This is a genomic window from Patulibacter medicamentivorans (genome assembly GCF_000240225.1).
In the GTDB taxonomy this organism is placed as follows: domain Bacteria; phylum Actinomycetota; class Thermoleophilia; order Solirubrobacterales; family Solirubrobacteraceae; genus Patulibacter; species Patulibacter medicamentivorans.
The window spans coordinates 1-16,742 of sequence record NZ_AGUD01000226.1 but is presented as its reverse complement, the minus strand read 5'-3'; the positions used below and the strand labels follow the sequence as shown (position 1 = coordinate 16,742).

General features: G+C 74.7%; 15 protein-coding genes, 2 tRNA genes and 1 pseudogene. 10 read left to right on the top strand and 8 right to left on the bottom strand.

Going from position 1 to position 16,742, the window contains the following annotated elements; all coding sequences use genetic code 11:
* Window positions 1-185 precede the first annotated feature (185 nt).
* Window positions 186-773 carry a TetR/AcrR family transcriptional regulator gene (locus tag PAI11_RS14985; protein ID WP_040600487.1) on the bottom strand — a complete coding sequence of 196 codons (588 nt, stop codon included), beginning with the start codon at window positions 771-773 and terminating at the stop codon, window positions 186-188.
* The gene (locus tag PAI11_RS14980) at window positions 770-2,182 is read right to left on the bottom strand and encodes an amidase (RefSeq protein WP_007576316.1); all 1,413 of its coding nucleotides are present in this window, start codon (window positions 2,180-2,182) and stop codon (window positions 770-772) included. The genes PAI11_RS14985 and PAI11_RS14980 overlap by 4 nt, the downstream gene beginning before the upstream one ends.
* Before the next feature lie 227 nt (window positions 2,183-2,409).
* Between PAI11_RS14980 and PAI11_RS14975 the strand changes: the two genes are divergently transcribed.
* The 3 genes and pseudogenes from PAI11_RS14975 to PAI11_RS14965 all read left to right on the top strand — a co-directional run.
* Window positions 2,410-2,497 (top strand) — tRNA-Ser (locus PAI11_RS14975).
* Between the two features lie 161 nt (window positions 2,498-2,658).
* A complete protein-coding gene (locus PAI11_RS14970) occupies window positions 2,659-2,889 on the top strand; it encodes a hypothetical protein (protein WP_040600477.1) in 231 nt (76 codons plus the stop codon).
* A 171-nt stretch (window positions 2,890-3,060) separates the two neighbouring features.
* Window positions 3,061-4,896, top strand: a pseudogene (locus PAI11_RS14965) (carboxyl transferase domain-containing protein); the annotation flags it as partial.
* 3 nt (window positions 4,897-4,899) lie between these two features.
* Here PAI11_RS14965 and PAI11_RS14960 read toward each other — a convergent pair.
* From PAI11_RS14960 to PAI11_RS14950, 3 genes are read right to left on the bottom strand one after another with little or no spacing between them, the layout of a single operon-like run.
* Window positions 4,900-5,256, bottom strand: a complete 357-nt coding sequence (locus PAI11_RS14960; protein ID WP_007576314.1) for a DoxX family protein — start codon at window positions 5,254-5,256, stop codon at window positions 4,900-4,902.
* A 9-nt stretch (window positions 5,257-5,265) separates the two neighbouring features.
* Window positions 5,266-7,068 (bottom strand): phospholipid carrier-dependent glycosyltransferase, encoded by a 1,803-nt coding sequence (locus tag PAI11_RS14955; RefSeq protein WP_007576313.1) that lies wholly within the window; start codon window positions 7,066-7,068, stop codon window positions 5,266-5,268.
* Window positions 7,069-7,767, bottom strand: a complete 699-nt coding sequence (locus tag PAI11_RS14950; protein ID WP_007576312.1) for a metal-dependent transcriptional regulator — start codon at window positions 7,765-7,767, stop codon at window positions 7,069-7,071.
* A gap of 146 nt (window positions 7,768-7,913) precedes the next feature.
* Between PAI11_RS14950 and PAI11_RS14945 the strand changes: the two genes are divergently transcribed.
* The 4 genes from PAI11_RS14945 to PAI11_RS14930 all read left to right on the top strand — a co-directional run bounded on the left by PAI11_RS14945 (window position 7,914) and on the right by PAI11_RS14930 (window position 11,783).
* Window positions 7,914-8,348 carry an organic hydroperoxide resistance protein gene (locus PAI11_RS14945; protein WP_007576311.1) on the top strand — a complete coding sequence of 145 codons (435 nt, stop codon included), beginning with the start codon at window positions 7,914-7,916 and terminating at the stop codon, window positions 8,346-8,348.
* A 150-nt stretch (window positions 8,349-8,498) separates the two neighbouring features.
* Window positions 8,499-10,067 carry an aminotransferase-like domain-containing protein gene (locus PAI11_RS14940; RefSeq protein WP_007576310.1) on the top strand — a complete coding sequence of 523 codons (1,569 nt, stop codon included), beginning with the start codon at window positions 8,499-8,501 and terminating at the stop codon, window positions 10,065-10,067.
* A gap of 39 nt (window positions 10,068-10,106) precedes the next feature.
* Window positions 10,107-11,333, top strand: coding sequence for an aminopeptidase (locus tag PAI11_RS14935; RefSeq protein ID WP_007576309.1), 1,227 nt, complete (start codon window positions 10,107-10,109; stop codon window positions 11,331-11,333).
* A gap of 99 nt (window positions 11,334-11,432) precedes the next feature.
* Window positions 11,433-11,783 carry a hypothetical protein gene (locus PAI11_RS14930; RefSeq protein ID WP_007576308.1) on the top strand — a complete coding sequence of 117 codons (351 nt, stop codon included), beginning with the start codon at window positions 11,433-11,435 and terminating at the stop codon, window positions 11,781-11,783.
* A gap of 3 nt (window positions 11,784-11,786) precedes the next feature.
* On the opposite strand, the gene PAI11_RS24550 is transcribed toward PAI11_RS14930, so the two are convergent.
* Window positions 11,787-12,512, bottom strand: a complete 726-nt coding sequence (locus tag PAI11_RS24550) for a TetR/AcrR family transcriptional regulator (protein ID WP_007576307.1) — start codon at window positions 12,510-12,512, stop codon at window positions 11,787-11,789.
* Window positions 12,513-12,713: 201 nt separating this feature from the next.
* Here PAI11_RS24550 and PAI11_RS14920 point away from each other — a divergent pair, with 201 nt between their 5' ends.
* Window positions 12,714-14,171: a cytochrome P450 gene (locus tag PAI11_RS14920; RefSeq protein ID WP_007576306.1), complete on the top strand. Its 1,458-nt coding sequence runs from the start codon at window positions 12,714-12,716 to the stop codon at window positions 14,169-14,171.
* 59 nt (window positions 14,172-14,230) lie between these two features.
* Window positions 14,231-14,317, top strand: a tRNA-Ser gene (locus PAI11_RS14915).
* Window positions 14,318-14,730: 413 nt separating this feature from the next.
* Here the strand turns inward: PAI11_RS14915 and PAI11_RS24545 are convergent.
* Together PAI11_RS24545 and PAI11_RS24540 are read right to left on the bottom strand one after the other, a co-directional pair.
* The gene (locus PAI11_RS24545) at window positions 14,731-15,660 is read right to left on the bottom strand and encodes an ImmA/IrrE family metallo-endopeptidase (RefSeq protein WP_138974338.1); all 930 of its coding nucleotides are present in this window, start codon (window positions 15,658-15,660) and stop codon (window positions 14,731-14,733) included.
* Window positions 15,661-15,850: 190 nt separating this feature from the next.
* Window positions 15,851-16,090, bottom strand: coding sequence for a hypothetical protein (locus tag PAI11_RS24540; RefSeq protein ID WP_007576305.1), 240 nt, complete (start codon window positions 16,088-16,090; stop codon window positions 15,851-15,853).
* A gap of 325 nt (window positions 16,091-16,415) precedes the next feature.
* Here PAI11_RS24540 and PAI11_RS14900 point away from each other — a divergent pair, with 325 nt between their 5' ends.
* Complete coding sequence (locus PAI11_RS14900) at window positions 16,416-16,715, top strand: hypothetical protein (protein WP_040600475.1); 300 nt, start codon at window positions 16,416-16,418, stop codon at window positions 16,713-16,715.
* Window positions 16,716-16,742 lie beyond the last annotated feature (27 nt).

Genomic DNA, 16,742 nt, shown 5'->3' with positions numbered 1-16,742 from the left:
GGCTCCTGGCGGCCGGCGCGGGACGCGCCTTCGGCGGCCTGACCGGCGACACCTGCGGAGCCGTCGCCGCGCTCGCCCAGGCGACGACGCTGGTCGTCGCGCTGGCGTTCGCCGCCTGACTCACGGGCCGTCCCGGACGGGTCGGGCCGCCGCGCGTGCCTGCGCGTGGTCCCGCCGACCGCCGCTCAGCCGGCCAGCGCCCGCGCTCCCGCCGCCAGCAGCAGCAGCGCGCGGGTGGTGGCGGCGGTCACGTCCTCGCCGGTCACGAGCCGGCGCAGCGCCAGGCCGTCGACGGTGCTGACGACCAGCGGGGCGACCTCGTCCGGATCGGGGACGCCGAGCAGCACCAGCGCCTCGCGCGCCAGGCCGTCGTAGGCCGCCCGGCACTCGGCGACGGCGTCGCGCAGCCGCGGGTCGCGGGTCGCGTGCAGGTACAGCTCGAACTGGGCGACGGTCAGGGACACGTCGACGACGCCGGCCATCGCGGTGCCGACGAGCTGGTCGAGGTCGGCCAGCCCCAGCTCGCCCGTTCGGAGGCCGGCCCCGATCGCCTCCAGCCGCGCGACCTCCTCGCCCACCAGCAGCCGCAGGCTCTCGCGCAGCAGCTCGTCGCGGTCGCGGAAGTGGTAGGTCAGCGTGCCGAGCGAGACCTCGGCGTCGCGCGCGACCTGGCGGTGGCTGACCGCGCCCAGGCCCTCGGTGCCGATCAGCCGCAGCGCCGCCCGCAGGACCCGCTCGCGCGGGGACGCCGCCTCCGCCGGGGCGTCGCTCACGCGGGCCACCGCTCGTGCCAGCGCTCGACCGACTCCAGCTGGGCGGCGAGCGAGATCAGCCGCGCCTCGCCGTTCTCGGGGCCGAGCAGGGTCGCGCCGATCGGCAGGCCGGCGCCGGTGAAGCCCGCGGGCACGTTGACGCCGGGCCAGCCGAGCACGTTCCACGGGTAGCTGTAGGGGCAGGCGCCGGCGACCACCTGGTCGGTCTGGAAGTTGGTCAGCCCGTCGATCGCCTCGACCGCCAGCGGCGGGTTCGCCGTCGTCGGCGCGAGGATCACGTCGCAGTCGCGGAAGCTGCGGCCGATCCAGCGGCGGTAGGCGCCGTCGAGCGCCCGCGAGAGGGCCAGCGCCGGCCCGCCGAGGACCCAGCCGGTGCGGGCGTTCTCGCGCGTGCGGTGGTCGATCGCGGTGCCCTTCGGGAAGCGGCCGACCCACTGGCGGACCCCGTTCATCGAGCGCGGCATGAAGATCACGCCGACCGGGCCGTAGGGGACGGTCCGCTCGACGACCTCGTGGCCGAGCCCCCGCAGGACGTCGGCCAGCCGCACGACCTCGCGCCGGACCTCGGGGTCGAGCCGGCGGTGAGTCGCGACCCACGGCGGGTTGAGCGCCAGGCCGATCCGCAGCCGGCCCGGATCGCGGGTGGCGGCGACGGCGTAGGGCTCGTCCGGGGCCAGCGGACGGTGCAGCTCGTCCGGGTGGTTCCCGGTCAGGACGTCGAGCAGCAGCGCCGCGTCCCCGACCGTCCGCGCCAACGGGCCGTTGCAGGTCAGGCCGTGGAACGCCTCGGCGTCGGGCCAGGTCGAGATCCGTCCGCGCTGGGGCTTGATCCCGACCAGGCCGGTCCAGGCCGCCGGGATCCGGACCGAGCCGGCGCCGTCGGAGCCGACCGCCGCGGGGACCAGGCCGGCGGCGACCGCCGCCGCCGATCCGCCCGACGAGCCGCCCGGCGTGTAGGCCAGGTTCCACGGGTTGCGGGTGATCCCGAAGCCCTCCCCGACGGTGATCGGCCACTGGCCGATCTCGGGCGTCGTGGTCTTGCCGACGATGATCGCCCCGGCGGCCCGCAGGCGCACCACCAGCTCGGCGTCGGCCGTCGCCGGCGGGACCGGTCCGGCGACGCCGAAGCGCGTCTCCTCGCCCGCGATGTCGGTGTCGTCCTTGACCGCCACCGGGACCCCGAGCAGCGGCAGCCGCTCCCCCGCCGCCAGCCGCCGGTCGGCCTCGTCGGCCTCGGCGCGGGCGGACTCGGCGAGCACGACCCGGAAGGCGTTGATGGTCGGCTGGGTCTCGGCGATCCGCTGCAGCGCGGCGTCGACGAGGGCCCGCGAGGTGGTCTCGCCGGCGGCGAGCTGCGCGGCCTGCGCGGCGAGGCCGGCCGTGGCGGGCGAGGTGGTCGTGGTCGTCATGGCGGCTTCCCGGTCGCGGTCGTCGGCGGCGGACATCCGCCGGAGGACGGAGTCGTTCGTACGTACGAACGAACACTACCGATCGATCTGTCCCGGTCAAGACCGGAGCCGCCGGGCGGCCGCCCGGACGGCCCCGCGCCACGCCCTGCGCGAAGGCCGCCGGGACCCGCGACGCGCCGTTCGCGGCGAGGACGCGCTACCCTCCCGGTTCCGCTCAGCGCGGTCCCGGAGGGGTGCCAGAGCGGTTGAATGGGGCGGTCTCGAAAACCGTTGTGCGGTCATGCCGTACCGAGGGTTCGAATCCCTCCCCCTCCGCCTGAAGGACGCGAATCGCCCGCCACGCCGGGCGATTCGCCGTTTCTGGCCGCTGCGCCCGCCAGCCGCCGCGACGATCGAGCAGGATTCGAGAAGACAGCGATCCGGCGACGATCTAGCGTCGCTCCACCGTCCCCCGACGACGCTGGAGGCCCCGCCCGATGTGCCTGCACCACCTGCCCCGCCCCGACCTCGCGGCCGCCGTGCCCGACCGCTCCGCCCTCGTCGGGGCGGCGGCCGGCCCGGCCGCCGCGACCGACCCGACGTCGGCCGACCCGCCGTATGTCGACCCCGACGCCCTCTTCCCGGCCCTGCGCGCGTTCTTCGGTCCGCCGCCGGTCGCCGGGCCGGCGACCGCGGTCGTGCCGCCGACCGCAGCGCGCACGGGCTGAGCGCCGTCCCGACGCGCCCGGGCCGCCCGCCGCGGCTCCCCGCAGCCGACCGGCGTCCCCGCGGACGCCGCCCGTCCACCGCCCGTCCGGCTCCCGGCGACCCGCCGCCCGACCCCCGGTAGGGTCCGCCGGGAGCGGCCGGTCGCACCGGCCCGGAGCGAGGGAGCAGGCGTGAGCGCAGGACGATCCGAGCAGGTGACGGCGCCGGTGACCGGCACGGTGATCCGCGTCGACGTGGCCGTCGGCGACCGGGTCCGGACCGGCCAGGAGCTGGTCGTGGTCGAGTCGATGAAGACCGAGTTCGAGGTCGTGGCACCGGCCGACGGGGTCGTCGAGTCGCTGTCGGCCGCCGTCGGCGCGGGCGTCGTCGCCGACCAGCCGCTGGTCGTCGTCCGGCGCGCCGAGGAGCAGGCGGCGGTCGCCGCGAGCAGCGGTCCGACCGACCTCGACGCGGTCCGGGCCGACCTGGCCGAGGTCCACCGGCGCCACGCGATCGGCCTCGACGCGGCCCGCCCCGACGCGGTCGCCAAGCGCCACGCCCGCGGCCAGCGGACCGCCCGCGAGAACCTCGACGACCTCTGCGACGACGGCAGCTTCGTCGAGTACGGCGCGCTGGCGATCGCGGCCCAGCGCAGCCGGCGGCCGGTCGAGGAGCTGATCGAGCGCACGCCCGCCGACGGGCTCGTCTGCGGGGTCGCCGAGATCAACGGCCCGCTGGTCGGGCGCGAGCAATCGCGGGCCGCCGTGCTGGCCTACGACGCGACGGTCCTGGCCGGCACCCAGGGCGCCGTCAACCACCGCAAGAAGGACCGGATCTTCGAGCTGGCGGCCCGCCAGCGGCTGCCGGTGGTGCTGCTGGCCGAGGGCGGCGGCGGGCGCCCGGGCGACGTCGACGTGCCGACGATCGCCGGCCTCGACGTCCCGGCCTTCCGGCTCTTCGCCCGGCTCTCGGGCCTGGTCCCGCTGGTCGGCGTCGTCTCGGGACGCTGCTTCGCCGGCAACGCCGCCCTGCTCGGCTGCTGCGACGTGGTGATCGCGACCGAGGACAGCTCGATCGGGATGGGCGGCCCGGCGATGATCGAGGGCGGCGGCCTGGGCGTCCACGCCGCCGACGCGATCGGGCCGATCGACGTCCAGGTGCCGAACGGCGTGGTCGACGTCGCGGTCGCCAACGAGGCCGAGGCGATCGACGTCGCCCGCCGCTACCTGTCGTTCTTCCAGGGCCCGGTGGCCGCCTGGCGGGCGCCGGACCAGCGGCGGCTGCGGCACGCGATCCCCGAGCGTCGGACCCGCGCCTACGACGTGCGGACGGTGATCGACGCGCTCGCGGACGAGGACGCCGTGCTGGAGCTGCGTCCGGCGTTCGGCCGCGGCATCGTGACCGCGCTGGTCCGGATCGAGGGTCGCCCGCTCGGCCTGATCGCGAACGACCCGCGGCATCTCGGCGGCGCGATCGACAGCGACGCGTCCGACAAGGCGGCGCGGTTCCTGCAGCTCTGCGACGCCCACGGCCTGCCCGTCCTGTCGCTCGTCGACACGCCCGGCTTCATGGTCGGGCCCGAGAGCGAGCGGACCGGCAGCGTCCGCCACGTCAGCCGGCTGTTCGTCGTCGGCGCCAACCTGGGCGTGCCGCTGTGCGCGATCGTCCTGCGCAAGGCCTACGGGCTCGGCGCGATGGCGATGACCGGCGGCAGCCTCCAGGCGCCGCTCGCGACCGTCGGCTGGCCGACCGCCGAGATCGGCGCGATGGGGCTCGAGGGCGCCGTCCGCCTGGGCTTCCGCAAGGAGCTGGAGGCGGTCGCGGACGAGACCGAGCGGGCGGCGCTGTTCGACCGGATGGTCGAGTTGGCCTACGAGCACGGCAAGGGGCTCAACGCCGCCTCGATGTTCGAGCTCGACGACGTGATCGACCCGATCGACACCCGCCGCTGGATCGCGGCCACGATCGCGGCCGCGCCGATCCCGCCCGCGGACGGCAAGCGCCGGCCGAACGTCGATACGTGGTAGCGGTCAGTCGCGGCGCGAGGCGTGCGCCCAGGCGATGAAGACGAGCTGGAACGGCAGCCGCGCCAGCAGCGAGCGGCGACCACCGGGGACGAACTCGTAGCGCTCGGGGTGGGTCGCCATGTGGATGTTCGCCGGCAGCACGCCGAGCAGCGTCGCGATCGAGAAGCGGCTGCCGAAGCGCCGGGTCCTCGGGTGCAGCGTCGCCGCGCCGCCGACGATCTCGGCGACCCCGCTGGCGTAGACCAGCTCGCGGTGCGCCGGCAGGTAGTCGGGCATGATCGCCTCGTAGGTCCGCGGCGTCACGAAGTGCATGATCCCGGCGACGACGAAGAAGGGGCCGAAGGCGCGACGCAGCGACATGCGCGGACCCTAGTCGACGGGTGCGTCCGGAACCACCGGGCCGGGATCGGCGCAGCGCCCGCCGCGCAGGCGGTAGACCGAGACCATCGGCCCGGAGCGCTCGTAGTCCAGCTCGTAGCTCGTCGCCTGACGGTCGATCTGGTACCGGACCGGCGCGCTCAGGGGCCCGTACGGCCGGCCGCTCGGGTTGTCGGTGGAGAACGGGTTGACCTGCCAGACCAGCGTCCCCCGCCGCGCCAGCTCGCGGTAGTAGCGGACCGCCTGCGGCACCAGCCCCGGCGTCCGCGCCGCGCGGCCCGCCTGGTAGCTCGACGTCACCACCCAGCAGTAGCCGTAGCGCTCGAACTCGTCGATCAGCTTCGGGTAGAGGATCTGGACCCAGGAGGAGAAGCCGGCCTTGGTCCGCGTCTGCCGCGGGTAGCGCTTGCGGTCGCGGCGCTGGACGGCCGGGATCGAGTGGTAGATCGACCAGCGGGTCAGGCTCCACCACTCGTGGCGGCCGTCGAAGGTCGGCATCCAGCGCAGCGGCGACATCGACTCCAGCACCACGCCGTCGCGAGCCGGGACGTGGTCGAGCATCCACTCGCGCAGGACCGTGCGGGTGTCGGCGCGGCCGGCGATCGCGACGCTGTGGGCGCTGTGGACCAGCGACTGACCGGCGAGCGCCAGCGCCAGCGCCGCGGCCGCCGCCAGCGCCGCCGGGCGTCGCCAGCCGGCCCGCGGCCCGTCGGTCGCGCGGCCGCGCAGCAGCCCGACGGCCTCCTGGACCGCGAAGCCGGCGGTCAGGCACATCACCGGCACGATCGGCAGCAGCCAGCGGGCGAAGAAGCGGTCCTGGCCGCCCATCACCAGCAGGTAGAGCGCGACCATCGGCAGCAGCAGGACCGCGACCTGCCAGCGCCGCCGGATCAGCAGCGCGGCCCCGGCGACCGCCGCCAGCAGCGGCAGCCAGCCGATCCCCCAGCTCGCCGCCCAGGCGTAGAACGCGAAGCCGTTCGTCATCGGCTCGCCGACGTAGCGGCCGCCCGACGCCCACCGCTGCTGGTACTCGATCGCCCGCCACATCTCGTGCGGGTCGATCAGCACGTAGGGGTCGGCGATCAGGAACGAGACCAGCGCGACCGCGCCCATCAGCAGCGAGGCGCGCAGCACCGGTCCGCGCCCGTCGGACGGGATCCTCAGGGCCGCCGCCGCCAGGCCGACCAGCAGCACGATCCCGGCGTTGTACTTGAAGCCCGCGGCCAGGCCGACCGCCAGGCCGACGGTGACGAAGCCGCGGCGACCGCCGTCGCGCAGGATCCAGGCCGCGCCGAGGATCCCGAGCGCCAGGAAGAGCACGGTCGGCCCGTCGCTGAGCGCCAGCCGCGAGTAGGCGACCGGCAGGAAGGCGACCGCCAGCAGGCCGGCGGCGACCATCGCCGCGATCCGGCCGAGCAGCTGGCGCCCGGCCAGGTAGAGGACGGGGATCGCCGCCGTGCTGAGCGCCACCACGACCAGCCGTCCGAGCAGGTAGGCCTGGGTCGGGTGCTGGGCCAGGCCCTCGCTCGGCGAGAGCCCCTGGGGCCGGAACCAGACCTGGTCGACGAGCGCCAGCAGGCCCATCATCCCCGGCGGGTTGACCAGCTCGCGGAAGCCGAGGCGGGTGTCGAAGTAGCTCGCCGCGTCGGGGACGAAGCGGGCGCTCTCGTCGATGTTGTAGACCAGCGGCAGGTTCTGGTCGACGTTCCAGATCCGCAGCAGCAGGCCGAGCAGGACCACGCCGGCCAGCAGCGCGACCTCCCAGCGGACGACCGCCTCGCGCGGGGGGCGCATTCAGCGCGTCACCCGCATCGCCGCCGCCAGCTGCGGGCCGAGCGGGTGCGCGTCCTCGCCGAGCCGGACCGTCAGCGGGCCGCCGAACGGCTGCCGGTCGGTCAGGGTCAGCGTGACGCCGGGGGTGATCCCGCGCGACGCCAGGTGCCGCAGCATCGACGGGTCGCTGTCGGAGACCCGCACGAACCGCACCCGGTCGCCGACCTCGACGTCGATCAGGCTGCTGGTCGCCTGCTCGGCCAGCTCCAGCTGCTCGTCCGGGATCGGGTCGCCGTGGGGGTCGAAGGCGGGGTGCCCGAGCTTGGCCGCGATCCGCTCGGCCAGCTCGTCGCTGATCGCGTGCTCCAGCCGCTCGGCCTCGTCGTGGACGCGGTCCCAGGGGACGTCGAGGACCTCGACCAGGAACAGCTCCAGCAGCCGGTGGTTGCGCAGGGTCCGCAGCGCGACCCGCCGGCCCTCCTCGGTCAGCTGGACCCCGCGGTAGGGCTCGTGGGCGAGCAGGCCCAGCTCCGCCAGCCGCCGCAGCATCGCCGAGACCGACCCGGGCGTGATCCCGAGCCGCTCGGCCAGCGCCGTCGTCGGGACGGGGCCCTCCAGGCGGGTCTCGAGCGCGAAGACCGCCTTCAGGTAGTCCTCGACCGCCGTCGACGCGGGGGTCGCCGCGGGACGATCGGCGGGCGAGTAGGGATCCGGCTCCACGGCAGGGAGCCTAGTCGCCCGGTGGCCCGCGGCGACGCGCCCGGATCGCCGCCGCTCGCGATCGGCGGGGTCGCCGGCGCTAGGGTCGGCGACAGGACGACCGATGGCCGCGGACGCCGCGGCCGATTCGCGAACAGGAGAACCGCATGGCGACCTTCAAGCCCGTCTACGACGCCCACGCCACCGTCACCGGCGGCCGCGCGGGGCAGGGCAGGACCGACGACGGCCGGCTCGAGGTGTCGCTCTCGAAGCCCGCCGGGCTCGGGGGCGACGACGGCCCGGGCACCAACCCCGAGCAGCTGTTCGCGGTCGGCTGGGCGGCCTGCTTCGAGGGCGCGATCGGCGCCGTCGCCGGCGACACCGACGTCTCGCAGGTCTCGATCGACGCCACCGTCCAGCTGGGCAAGACCTCGTCCGGCCTCGGCCTGGCTGCGACGCTGGCCGTCACCCTTCCCGGCGTCGACGACGCCCGCGCCGTCGAGCTGGTCCACGCCGCCCACCAGGTCTGCCCGTACTCGGTGGCCACCCGCGGCAACGTGCCGACGACGCTGACGGCGAACGGCCAGGCGGTCGAGGGCTAGGCGGCGCTCGGGCGCGGCGCGGCGGCCCCGCCGTCGCGCGCCCCGGGCCGGTCCGGGCCACCGCGAGCGGTCCAACGGCGAGGCAACCGGTCCACCACCCGCCGACCGGACCTGGCGGTGGACCAGTCGAACCGCGATCCTTCAACGACCGTGGAGCATCGATCGTTCATCCCCGTGACCCGCCTGCTGGCGATGCTCGGCCAGTGGGAGCCGGCCGCGCCCACCGACGCCGACGGCGGCGTCGCGAGCGGCCCCGGGATCCCGAAGTACGTCGCGCTGGCCGACGCGATCGGCGCGCGGATCCACGACGGCGAGGCGGCCGGCGGGCTGCGGCTGCCGTCGGAGCGCGAGCTGGCCGGCCGGCTCGGCGTCAGCCGCGGGACCGTGGTCTCGGCCTACGCCCTGCTGGAGGAGCGCGAGCTGGTCGAGCGCCGTCGCGGCAGCGGCACCTGGGTCCGGGCGGTGGTCGCCCCGATGACCGCCGCCGACCGCCGCCACGGGCTCTGGTCGCTCTATCGGGGGGCCGCTCGACCGGGCCAGCCCGACGCCGAGCGGCGCGACTCCGACGACCCGATCGACCTGGCGATCGGCGCCCCGCGCGACATCCCCGAGGTCCTGATCGAGGGGATCGGCTGGGCCGCCGAGCAGCTGCGGGGCATGCGCGACCACGGCTACCACGCCGGCGGCGTGATGGTCGCCCGGCGCGCGATCGCCGACCGCTACACCCGGGCCGGCGTCCCGACCGAGCCCGAGCAGATCGTCGTCACCGCCGGCGCCCAGTCGGCGGTCTCGCTGGTCGCCCGCCTGTACCTGGCCCAGCACGCGCCGGTGGCGATCGAGACGCCGGCCTACCCGGGCGCGATCGAGGCCTTCCAGCGCGCCGGCGGCACGCTCGTCCCGGTCCCCCGCGACATCGACGGCCCGCGCCCCGAGGCGCTCGCCGCCGTCCTCGCCGCCCGGCCGACGCCGCTGGTCTACGTCGTGCCCGACGTCCACAACCCGACCGGCGACGTGATCTCGCTGACCCGGCGCCGCCGGCTGGTGGCCGTCGCCGAGGAGCACGACGCGCTGCTGCTGGAGGACTCGACGCTGACCCAGCTCTCGTACGCCCCGCCCCCGCCGTCGCTGCTGGAGCTGGCGCCGCCCGGCCGCGTGCTGCAGGTCGGATCGATGAGCAAGGAGCTGTGGGGCGGGCTGCGCGTCGGCTGGATCCGGGTCCACGACCCCCACCTGGCCGACCGGATCGCCCGCCTGCAGGCCGCCGACTCGTTCGGGACCGACGTCGTCACCCAGCTGGCCGTCGCCTGGGCGATGCCGCGGGCGGCCGAGGTCGTCGCCGAGCGGCGGGTCGCGCTCGGGCAGCGGATGACGTTGCTGCGCGAGCTGCTGGCCGAGCACCTGCCGGACTGGCAGGTCCACCCGCCGCGAGGCGGCGGGTCGCTGTGGGCGCGGCTGCCGGAGGAGGCCGCCGAGCAGCTGCTGGCGCTCGCCCGCCGTCGCGGCGTGAGCGTCGTTCCCGGCAACGCCTGCGCGGTCGGCGACGCGTTCGGCGACCACGTCCGCCTGGCCGCCTGGGCCGGCGAGGAGGAGCTGCGGCTCGGCGTCGAGCGGCTCGCCGCCGCCTGGGGCGACGTCACCGGGCACCCGCCCGCCGGCACCCCCCGCCCGGCCCGGGTCGCGCCGCGGGCGTGGGACGCCAAGGACGTCGTCTCGCCCTGACCGCGTCGTCGCGGCCCGACTCCACTAGCGTGCGCGGCGATGACCGAGCGCGATGCCGTGACCCCCGACCCCGACCTGCTCGCCCGCCTGGCCGCCCTCGCGGTCCGCGTCGGCGCCAACCTCCAGCCGGGGCAGGTGCTCGCCGTCAACGGCCAGGTCGGCGGCCACGAGCCGCTGGTGCGGGCGATCGCCGCCGAGGCCTACCGCGCGGGCGCGAAGTACGTCGACGTCAACTGGTTCGACCCGCTGATCAAGCGCGCGCGGCTGGAGCTGTCGGCCGAGGACGACCTGGACTTCGTCCCGCCGTGGCTCGGCGCGCGGGTCGAGGCGCTGGGGGCGGCGCGCGCGGCGAACATCTCGCTCGTCGGCCAGGTGCGCCCGGGGGCCTACGCGGACATCGACCCCGCCCGGATCGGTCGCGACCAGCTGCCCGCGCTGCGCCAGACCGCCGAGGTCATCAACCGCCGCGAGCTGAACTGGACGGTCGTCCCGGCGCCGAACGCCGGCTGGGCCCAGCACGTGCGTCCCGGGCTCGACGCCGGCGAGGCGCTGCGGCTGCTCGAGCAGGACATCCGCACGGTCTGCCGGCTCGACGAGGACGACCCGGTGGAGGCCTGGCGCGCGCGGGCGGTCGAGCTGCAGGCCAGCGCGGCCCGGCTCAACGCCCACGGCTTCGACGCGATCCGGCTGCAGGGCCCCGGCACCGACCTGACCGTCGGGCTGCTGCCGTCGTCGCGGTTCATCGCCGCCGGGATGGACACGATCGGCGGGATCGCCCACCAGGCGAACGTGCCGACCGAGGAGGTCTTCACCACCCCCGATCCGGCCCGAGTCGACGGCGTGGTCCGCGCCACCAAGCCGCTGACCCTCGGCGGGACCACCGTCGACGGGATCGAGGTCGAGTTCGCCGGCGGCGAGGTCGTCCGGGTCGACGCGACGACCGGGGCGGACGTCCTGCGCGGCTGGATCGAGCGCGACGCCGGCGCCCGTCGGCTGGGCGAGCTGGCGCTGGTCGACGGCGACGGCCGGGTCGGCCGGACCGGGACCGTCTTCCACGAGACGCTGCTGGACGAGAACGCCGCCAGCCACCTGGCGCTCGGCTCGGCGTACCTGATGTGCCTGGCCGACGAGGCCGACCACGAGCGGGCCAACCGCTCGGCGATCCACGTCGACTTCATGGTCGGCTCGCCGGACGTGTCCGCGATCGGCGTCGCGGCCGACGGCAGCGAGACGCCGGTGCTGGTGCAGGGCGCCTGGCAGGGCTGAGCGGCGACCGCGGCGACCGGCGCCGGCCGGGGCACGTCGCCGTCTCGTTCGTCCGCCGACGCCGTGCCAGCGCGCCGTCGCGGTCCCTATCCTGGCGCCATGGACGACGACGGCGACGTGATCGGCTTCAAGGTGCTGCGACGCGGCACCGTGGTCCGCTCGGCCGACGGCGTCGAGATCGGGACGGTCCGCCGGGTCGACGAGATCGTCCGCGAGCACCTCTTCGACGGGATCGTGATCGACACCGCCGACGGCAAGCGGTTCATCGACGCGCCCGAGGTCGCCCGGATCCAGGAGCGCGCGGTGACCGCCACGTTCCCCGCCGCCGAGGCCGACCAGCACCTGCAGCCGGTCGGGTCGCGGGTCGCCGCGATCGCCCAGAACACCACCACGGCGCGGCGGCTGAAGCGCCTCTCCGACCGGGCGCGCGACGCCTGGGACCGCCGCTGACCGTCAGCCGGCCCGGTCGGACCCGGCCGGTGCCAGCATCGCCGCCAGGCCCCGCTGGAAGGCGGCGATCGCGCGCTGCAGGGACGGGCCGTCGCCGCGCTCGAGGAACTCCAGCAGCAGGCCGCGGACGCCCGCGACGACCAGCACCGACAGCGTCTCCTCGTCGACCAGCAGCCGCTCGCGCGTGCCCGGCACCCGGTCCAGCCAGGCCGGCACCAGCGCCTTGAAGTCGTCGATCACGGCGGTCGCCGCGGGCCGCAGGCGCTCGTCGAGGGCAGCCTCGGAGACGACGCCGAAGTAGGCCGCGATCAGCACCCGGTCGGAGGTGAAGCCGTCCCAGAGCCCGGAGACGCCGGCCCCGAGCGCCGCGACCGGGTCGTCCTGCTGCTCGATCGCCTCGCGCACCTGGGCGACCAGCCGCTCGCCGATCCGGCGCACCATCAGGTCGATCAGGTGCGTTCGGGTGGCGAAGTAGTAGAGGACCATCCGCTTCGTGACGCCGGCCTCCTTGGCGACCCGGCCGACCGACGTCGCGGCGTACCCGTGGTGGGCGACGGAGCGCAGGGCGGCGTCGAGGATCGCGTCCGACTGCCGCAGGCCCTTGCGGGTCGGCGGCGGCGACGTCCGCGACAGCGCCGGCCGCGCCGGCGGGGCGGCCCGGGGCGGCTCGGCGGGCGACCCCGGCGCAGCGGCGCCGGGGCGCTCCGTGTCGGGGGCGCGATCGGTCACGCCCCCAGCCTAGAGCCGCCGCGACCGACGGTGGCCGCCGGTCACCGCTGCGCGAGGCCCGCCCGGCGAACTATGCGTACCGAGCGGTACGAACCATGCTACGGTCCCGTAGGAAAGAGCGGACCGAACGGTTCGTTCCCGCTCGCTCCCTTCCGGCCGCGGCCTCGGCGCCGCGCCCCGGAGCGCACCAAGGAGACGCCGATGACCCCGCCCGCCGCGACCGCCACCGCCCCGACCGCCACCGCCGTCCCGCCGGCCGACCCGACCGCCGCTCCGCTGCCGCCCGGACCGCGGGGGCGCGCGATCGGCCGCTGGCTGCTGCGGCTGCAGGAGCAGGAGGGGCCGCTGGAGTTCCTCGACCTGATGGCCCACCGCTACGGCGACGTGGCGATGTTCCACACCCCGCGGCAGAAGGTCGCCGTGGTCCGCGGCCCCGAGGCGGTCCGCCACGTGCTCGTCGCGAACCAGGACCTCTACGGCAAGTCCAACCAGTACGAGCTGCTGGAGCCGGTCCTCGGCAAGGGCCTGGTGACCAGCGGCGGCGAGCTCTGGCAGCGCCAGCGCAAGCTCGTGCAGCCGATGTTCGCCAAGCGCCACCTGGTGCCGTTCGCCGACCACATGGCCGCCGCGGCCGGCAGCGCGCTCGACGACTGGGAGCGCGACCTGCCGGACGGCGCCGGGGTCGAGGTCGCGTCGCAGATCCTCCACATCGGCCTCGACACCGTCGGCCGGGCGCTGGTCGGGACCGACTTCACCGGCCACGCCGAGCCGTTCGGCCAGGCGCTCGGCAACGCCCTCCACCAGGCCGGCGCCGTCGGCCGCTCGGCGACGGTCGCGATCGGGCAGTACGCGCCCGGCGTCGGCATCCAGCGCGCGGCCCGGCTCGGCCACCCGCGCCGCTGGGCCAGCGGGATGGACTCGGCCGCGGTCCTGCTGTCGACCGTCGACGCCCTGATCGACGAGCGGCTGACCCACGGCCACGGCGACCGCGACGACCTGCTGAAGCTGCTGATGGAGGCCCGCGACGAGCAGTCGGGCGAGCCGATGAGCCGCGAGCAGGTCCGCGACGAGCTGATGACCTTCGTCGCCGCGGGCCACGAGACGACCGCCCACGGCCTGGCGTGGATGTACTACCTGCTGTCCCAGAACCCGGTCGCGCGCGAGCGGATGGAGCAGGAGGTCGACGAGACCCTCGGCAGCGACGTCCCGACCGCCGAGGACGCCGAGCGGCTGCCGTGGACGACCGCCTGCTTCCAGGAGGCGATGCGGATCTACCCGCCGGTCTGGCACGTCCAGCGCGTGGCGCTCCGGGACGACCTGCTCGGCGGCTACCGGATCCCGGCGGGGACGCTGATCCTGGTCTCGATCTGGTCGACCCACCGCGACCCGAAGGTCTGGGAGAACCCGGCCGGCTTCGACCCGCGGCGCTGGCTCGGCGACGCCCCCAAGCAGCGCTCCCGCTTCTCCTACCTGCCGTTCGGCGGCGGCCGCCGGATCTGCGTCGGGCAGGGCTTCGCGATGATGAACGCGACGATCCTGGCGGCGATGATCGCCCAGCGCTTCCGCTTCGACTTCGTACCCGGATCGCGGATCGTGCTCGATCCGACGGTGACGATCCGGCCGCTGCACGGGATCCCGATGACGATCCACCGCCGCTGAGCGCTCGGCGGGGGCGAACGTCGTCGTACGCGCGCGCTCGGTACCCTCGTCGTTCTCCAGGAGAGGTGCCGGAGCGGTTGAACGGGCACGACTGGAAATCGTGTAACGGGGAAACTCGTTCGGGGGTTCGAATCCCCCTCTCTCCGTCGTTGGAACGCTATTCGAGCCCCGGTCCTGAATTTCAGGGTCGGGGTTCAATGCTCCTAGCCAGTTGTAGGGGACGTCCCACGCGGCCGTCCGGGCCGGGCCGTCGTGCCGTTCAGGGGCCGTCCGGGCGCGTTTCGCCGGGCCTGGGCGGCTTCGCGGGCAGCCCTGACGAGGAGGCTCTGGTCGTCGTGGAGAGCCGCGGTTGGCACTCGATGTGCGTGTCGTCGGGGTCGGGCTGGATCACCAGGATGTGATCGAACGTGCCCTGGTTTGCGAGTCGTCGTTGGGTCGGGGTCATCGTCGCGTAGCTGGTGGACTGGTCGAGCAGGACCAGGGCGCGCGGGCTCGGGATCCCTGCGAGCGAACTGCTGACGGGGATTGAGTAGCGCCTTCGTGCGCCGTCCGGTCGCGATCAGTCGGGTACCACTGAGAGCTTGGGTCCTTCGTCGGGACCGGAACTGTGGCCGCCACCGGGCACTCGGGTGAGGACGAGCCCGAACATGATGTGGTTCAGTTCCTCTACCGGTGTGTTGAGGTTTCGCGAGATATCGACGGTGGCCACGCCCTGTTGACGAAGCGCGCCCAGGACCTTGGCGAGGAGTTGCGAGGTTTCGCGTGGGATCTTGTTCGGCTCGTTGGTGCGGTAGCCGAGCTTCGACATCTCGATCATCAGCGTGCGGGCGTGCCATTCGCTGAGGAGTCCCACGGTTCGCATGCGGTAGGCCAGCGCCACCGCGGATACGTTCCAGCGTCGCTTGGCCTCAACGATCGCTGATACCGAGGGGAACCTCGGGGCGCTGGCGAGCACGCTTCGCTCGGGCATGAGGAACGCCGAGGCGAAGCGCTTGGCGTCGTCCTCTGCCTGGCGCGCGTCTTCGCGGCGTTGTGCGTCGGCATCGTCGGAATCCGGGTTGCCCGCGGTGCTCCAGAAGTGCATCACGAGGTGGCTCAGTTCGTGGGCGGCGTCCATCCTGGCGTGCTCGGCGGATTTCATGGTGTTGAGGAAGACGTACGGCGTCTGGTTGCGCCAGAACGGGTTGGCGAGGTAGCTGGTGATCGGCCAGCGCACCGCCCGCCACGACGGATCGTCGGCGATGTGCTGCTGGCCCCACACCAGCGCCTTCGACGCCAACCAAGGGTCAAACGGCGTGGCGTGGCGATGGCGCACCGACACCATGACCGCCCCGATCGACCGCTCGAGCAGCTCCCGATCACCGGACCGCACCGCTGCGCGCATGCCGGCGTAGCCCAGGGCGACGGCGCCGTAGGAGTCGACCGGCCAGCCACCGATCGAGTCCCGCGGACGACCCTCCTCATCCACCGAACTGAGCGAGGCCGCCACGGCCCGATCCGTCCAGGCCCGGATCCCGGCTGACGTCTCCGCCGCCCCGGAGCGAGCGGCGCTGACCGGCAGCCCGGCGAGCGCCAACAGAAGCTACGAAGGCAGCCACGCCCCGTCGACGCCTACGATCGACCACCACAGAACACAGTATCGTGTGCAGCCTAGCCAGGTCGCCCGTCGAGCCGCCGCACTACACCTCTGTGATCGTCGCGAACCGCGTCGCCGCGCGAGACGGCACGACGAAGGCGCCGTGGCGATACGCCAGCCCGGCCCGGACGAGCGCACCGATCGCGTTCGTCGCCTCGTCTCGTGGCCCGAACTCGTCCGAGGCATCGGCGACCTCCCGCACGACCTCCTCGATGGTCAGGTGGATCGGCAGGCAGTCCAGCAGGCGCAGCAGCACCGCCCGCTCGACCTGATCGGTCGACACGCGCGAACGATCCGACGGGCTACGCCCATCAGGCATGGGAGACCTCGCTTCTCCTGTGCAGCCCCGGACGGCGACCGCTATCGCTGTCCGGGGCGCTTCTTGGCTACGACGCCGGCGACCGTAGACGCGAGGCGGGCGAGTGGGCAAGGCGGGCGGGTCGGGCGAGGTGGGCGGCACGTGGCGGTCCCGTTCATGGCCTCGGACGTCCGTCCGCTTCGTTGGTTGCGGTTGTCGCCGTACACGGATACGTTTGGCCGATGCCAGCGTCCCGCTTATGGTCATCAGGAGCTTTGCCAGGGGTTCGCGGCCACGGTCGGTTGCGATCGTGCTCGCCACGACCAGCGTCGCGTTGCTGGCGCCGGCCAGCGCCCTGGCGTGGGATGCCGGCGTTGACGGCTCGACGCTGCGGATCACCGCGGCGGCGGGTGAGGCCAACCGCGTCAATGTCGATGTGGCGCCGGGCGGGAACCTGATCGTCAGCGACGAGGCCGGGCCGGTCACCACGCTTGGCGGTGGGTGTTCGGATCCCGACGGGGAGGGCACCGCGACCTGTGCGCGGGCGGGCGTCACGCGAATTGTCTTCGACAGCGGGGACCTGGACGACACCACTAGTTGTAGGTCCTAAGGACGTTGTTCCATCCGGGGTGCTCCG

Coding starts and splice junctions, on each gene's coding strand:
- PAI11_RS14945 (WP_007576311.1), top strand. CDS start 7,914: ATGGCGACCTTCAAGCCCGTCTACGACGCCCACGCCACCGTCACCGGC.
- PAI11_RS14980 (WP_007576316.1), bottom strand. CDS start 2,182: ATGACGACCACGACCACCTCGCCCGCCACGGCCGGCCTCGCCGCGCAG.
- PAI11_RS14935 (WP_007576309.1), top strand. CDS start 10,107: ATGACCGAGCGCGATGCCGTGACCCCCGACCCCGACCTGCTCGCCCGC.
- PAI11_RS14970 (WP_040600477.1), top strand. CDS start 2,659: ATGTGCCTGCACCACCTGCCCCGCCCCGACCTCGCGGCCGCCGTGCCC.
- PAI11_RS14920 (WP_007576306.1), top strand. CDS start 12,714: ATGACCCCGCCCGCCGCGACCGCCACCGCCCCGACCGCCACCGCCGTC.
- PAI11_RS14960 (WP_007576314.1), bottom strand. CDS start 5,256: ATGTCGCTGCGTCGCGCCTTCGGCCCCTTCTTCGTCGTCGCCGGGATC.
- PAI11_RS14955 (WP_007576313.1), bottom strand. CDS start 7,068: ATGCGCCCCCCGCGCGAGGCGGTCGTCCGCTGGGAGGTCGCGCTGCTG.
- PAI11_RS14930 (WP_007576308.1), top strand. CDS start 11,433: ATGGACGACGACGGCGACGTGATCGGCTTCAAGGTGCTGCGACGCGGC.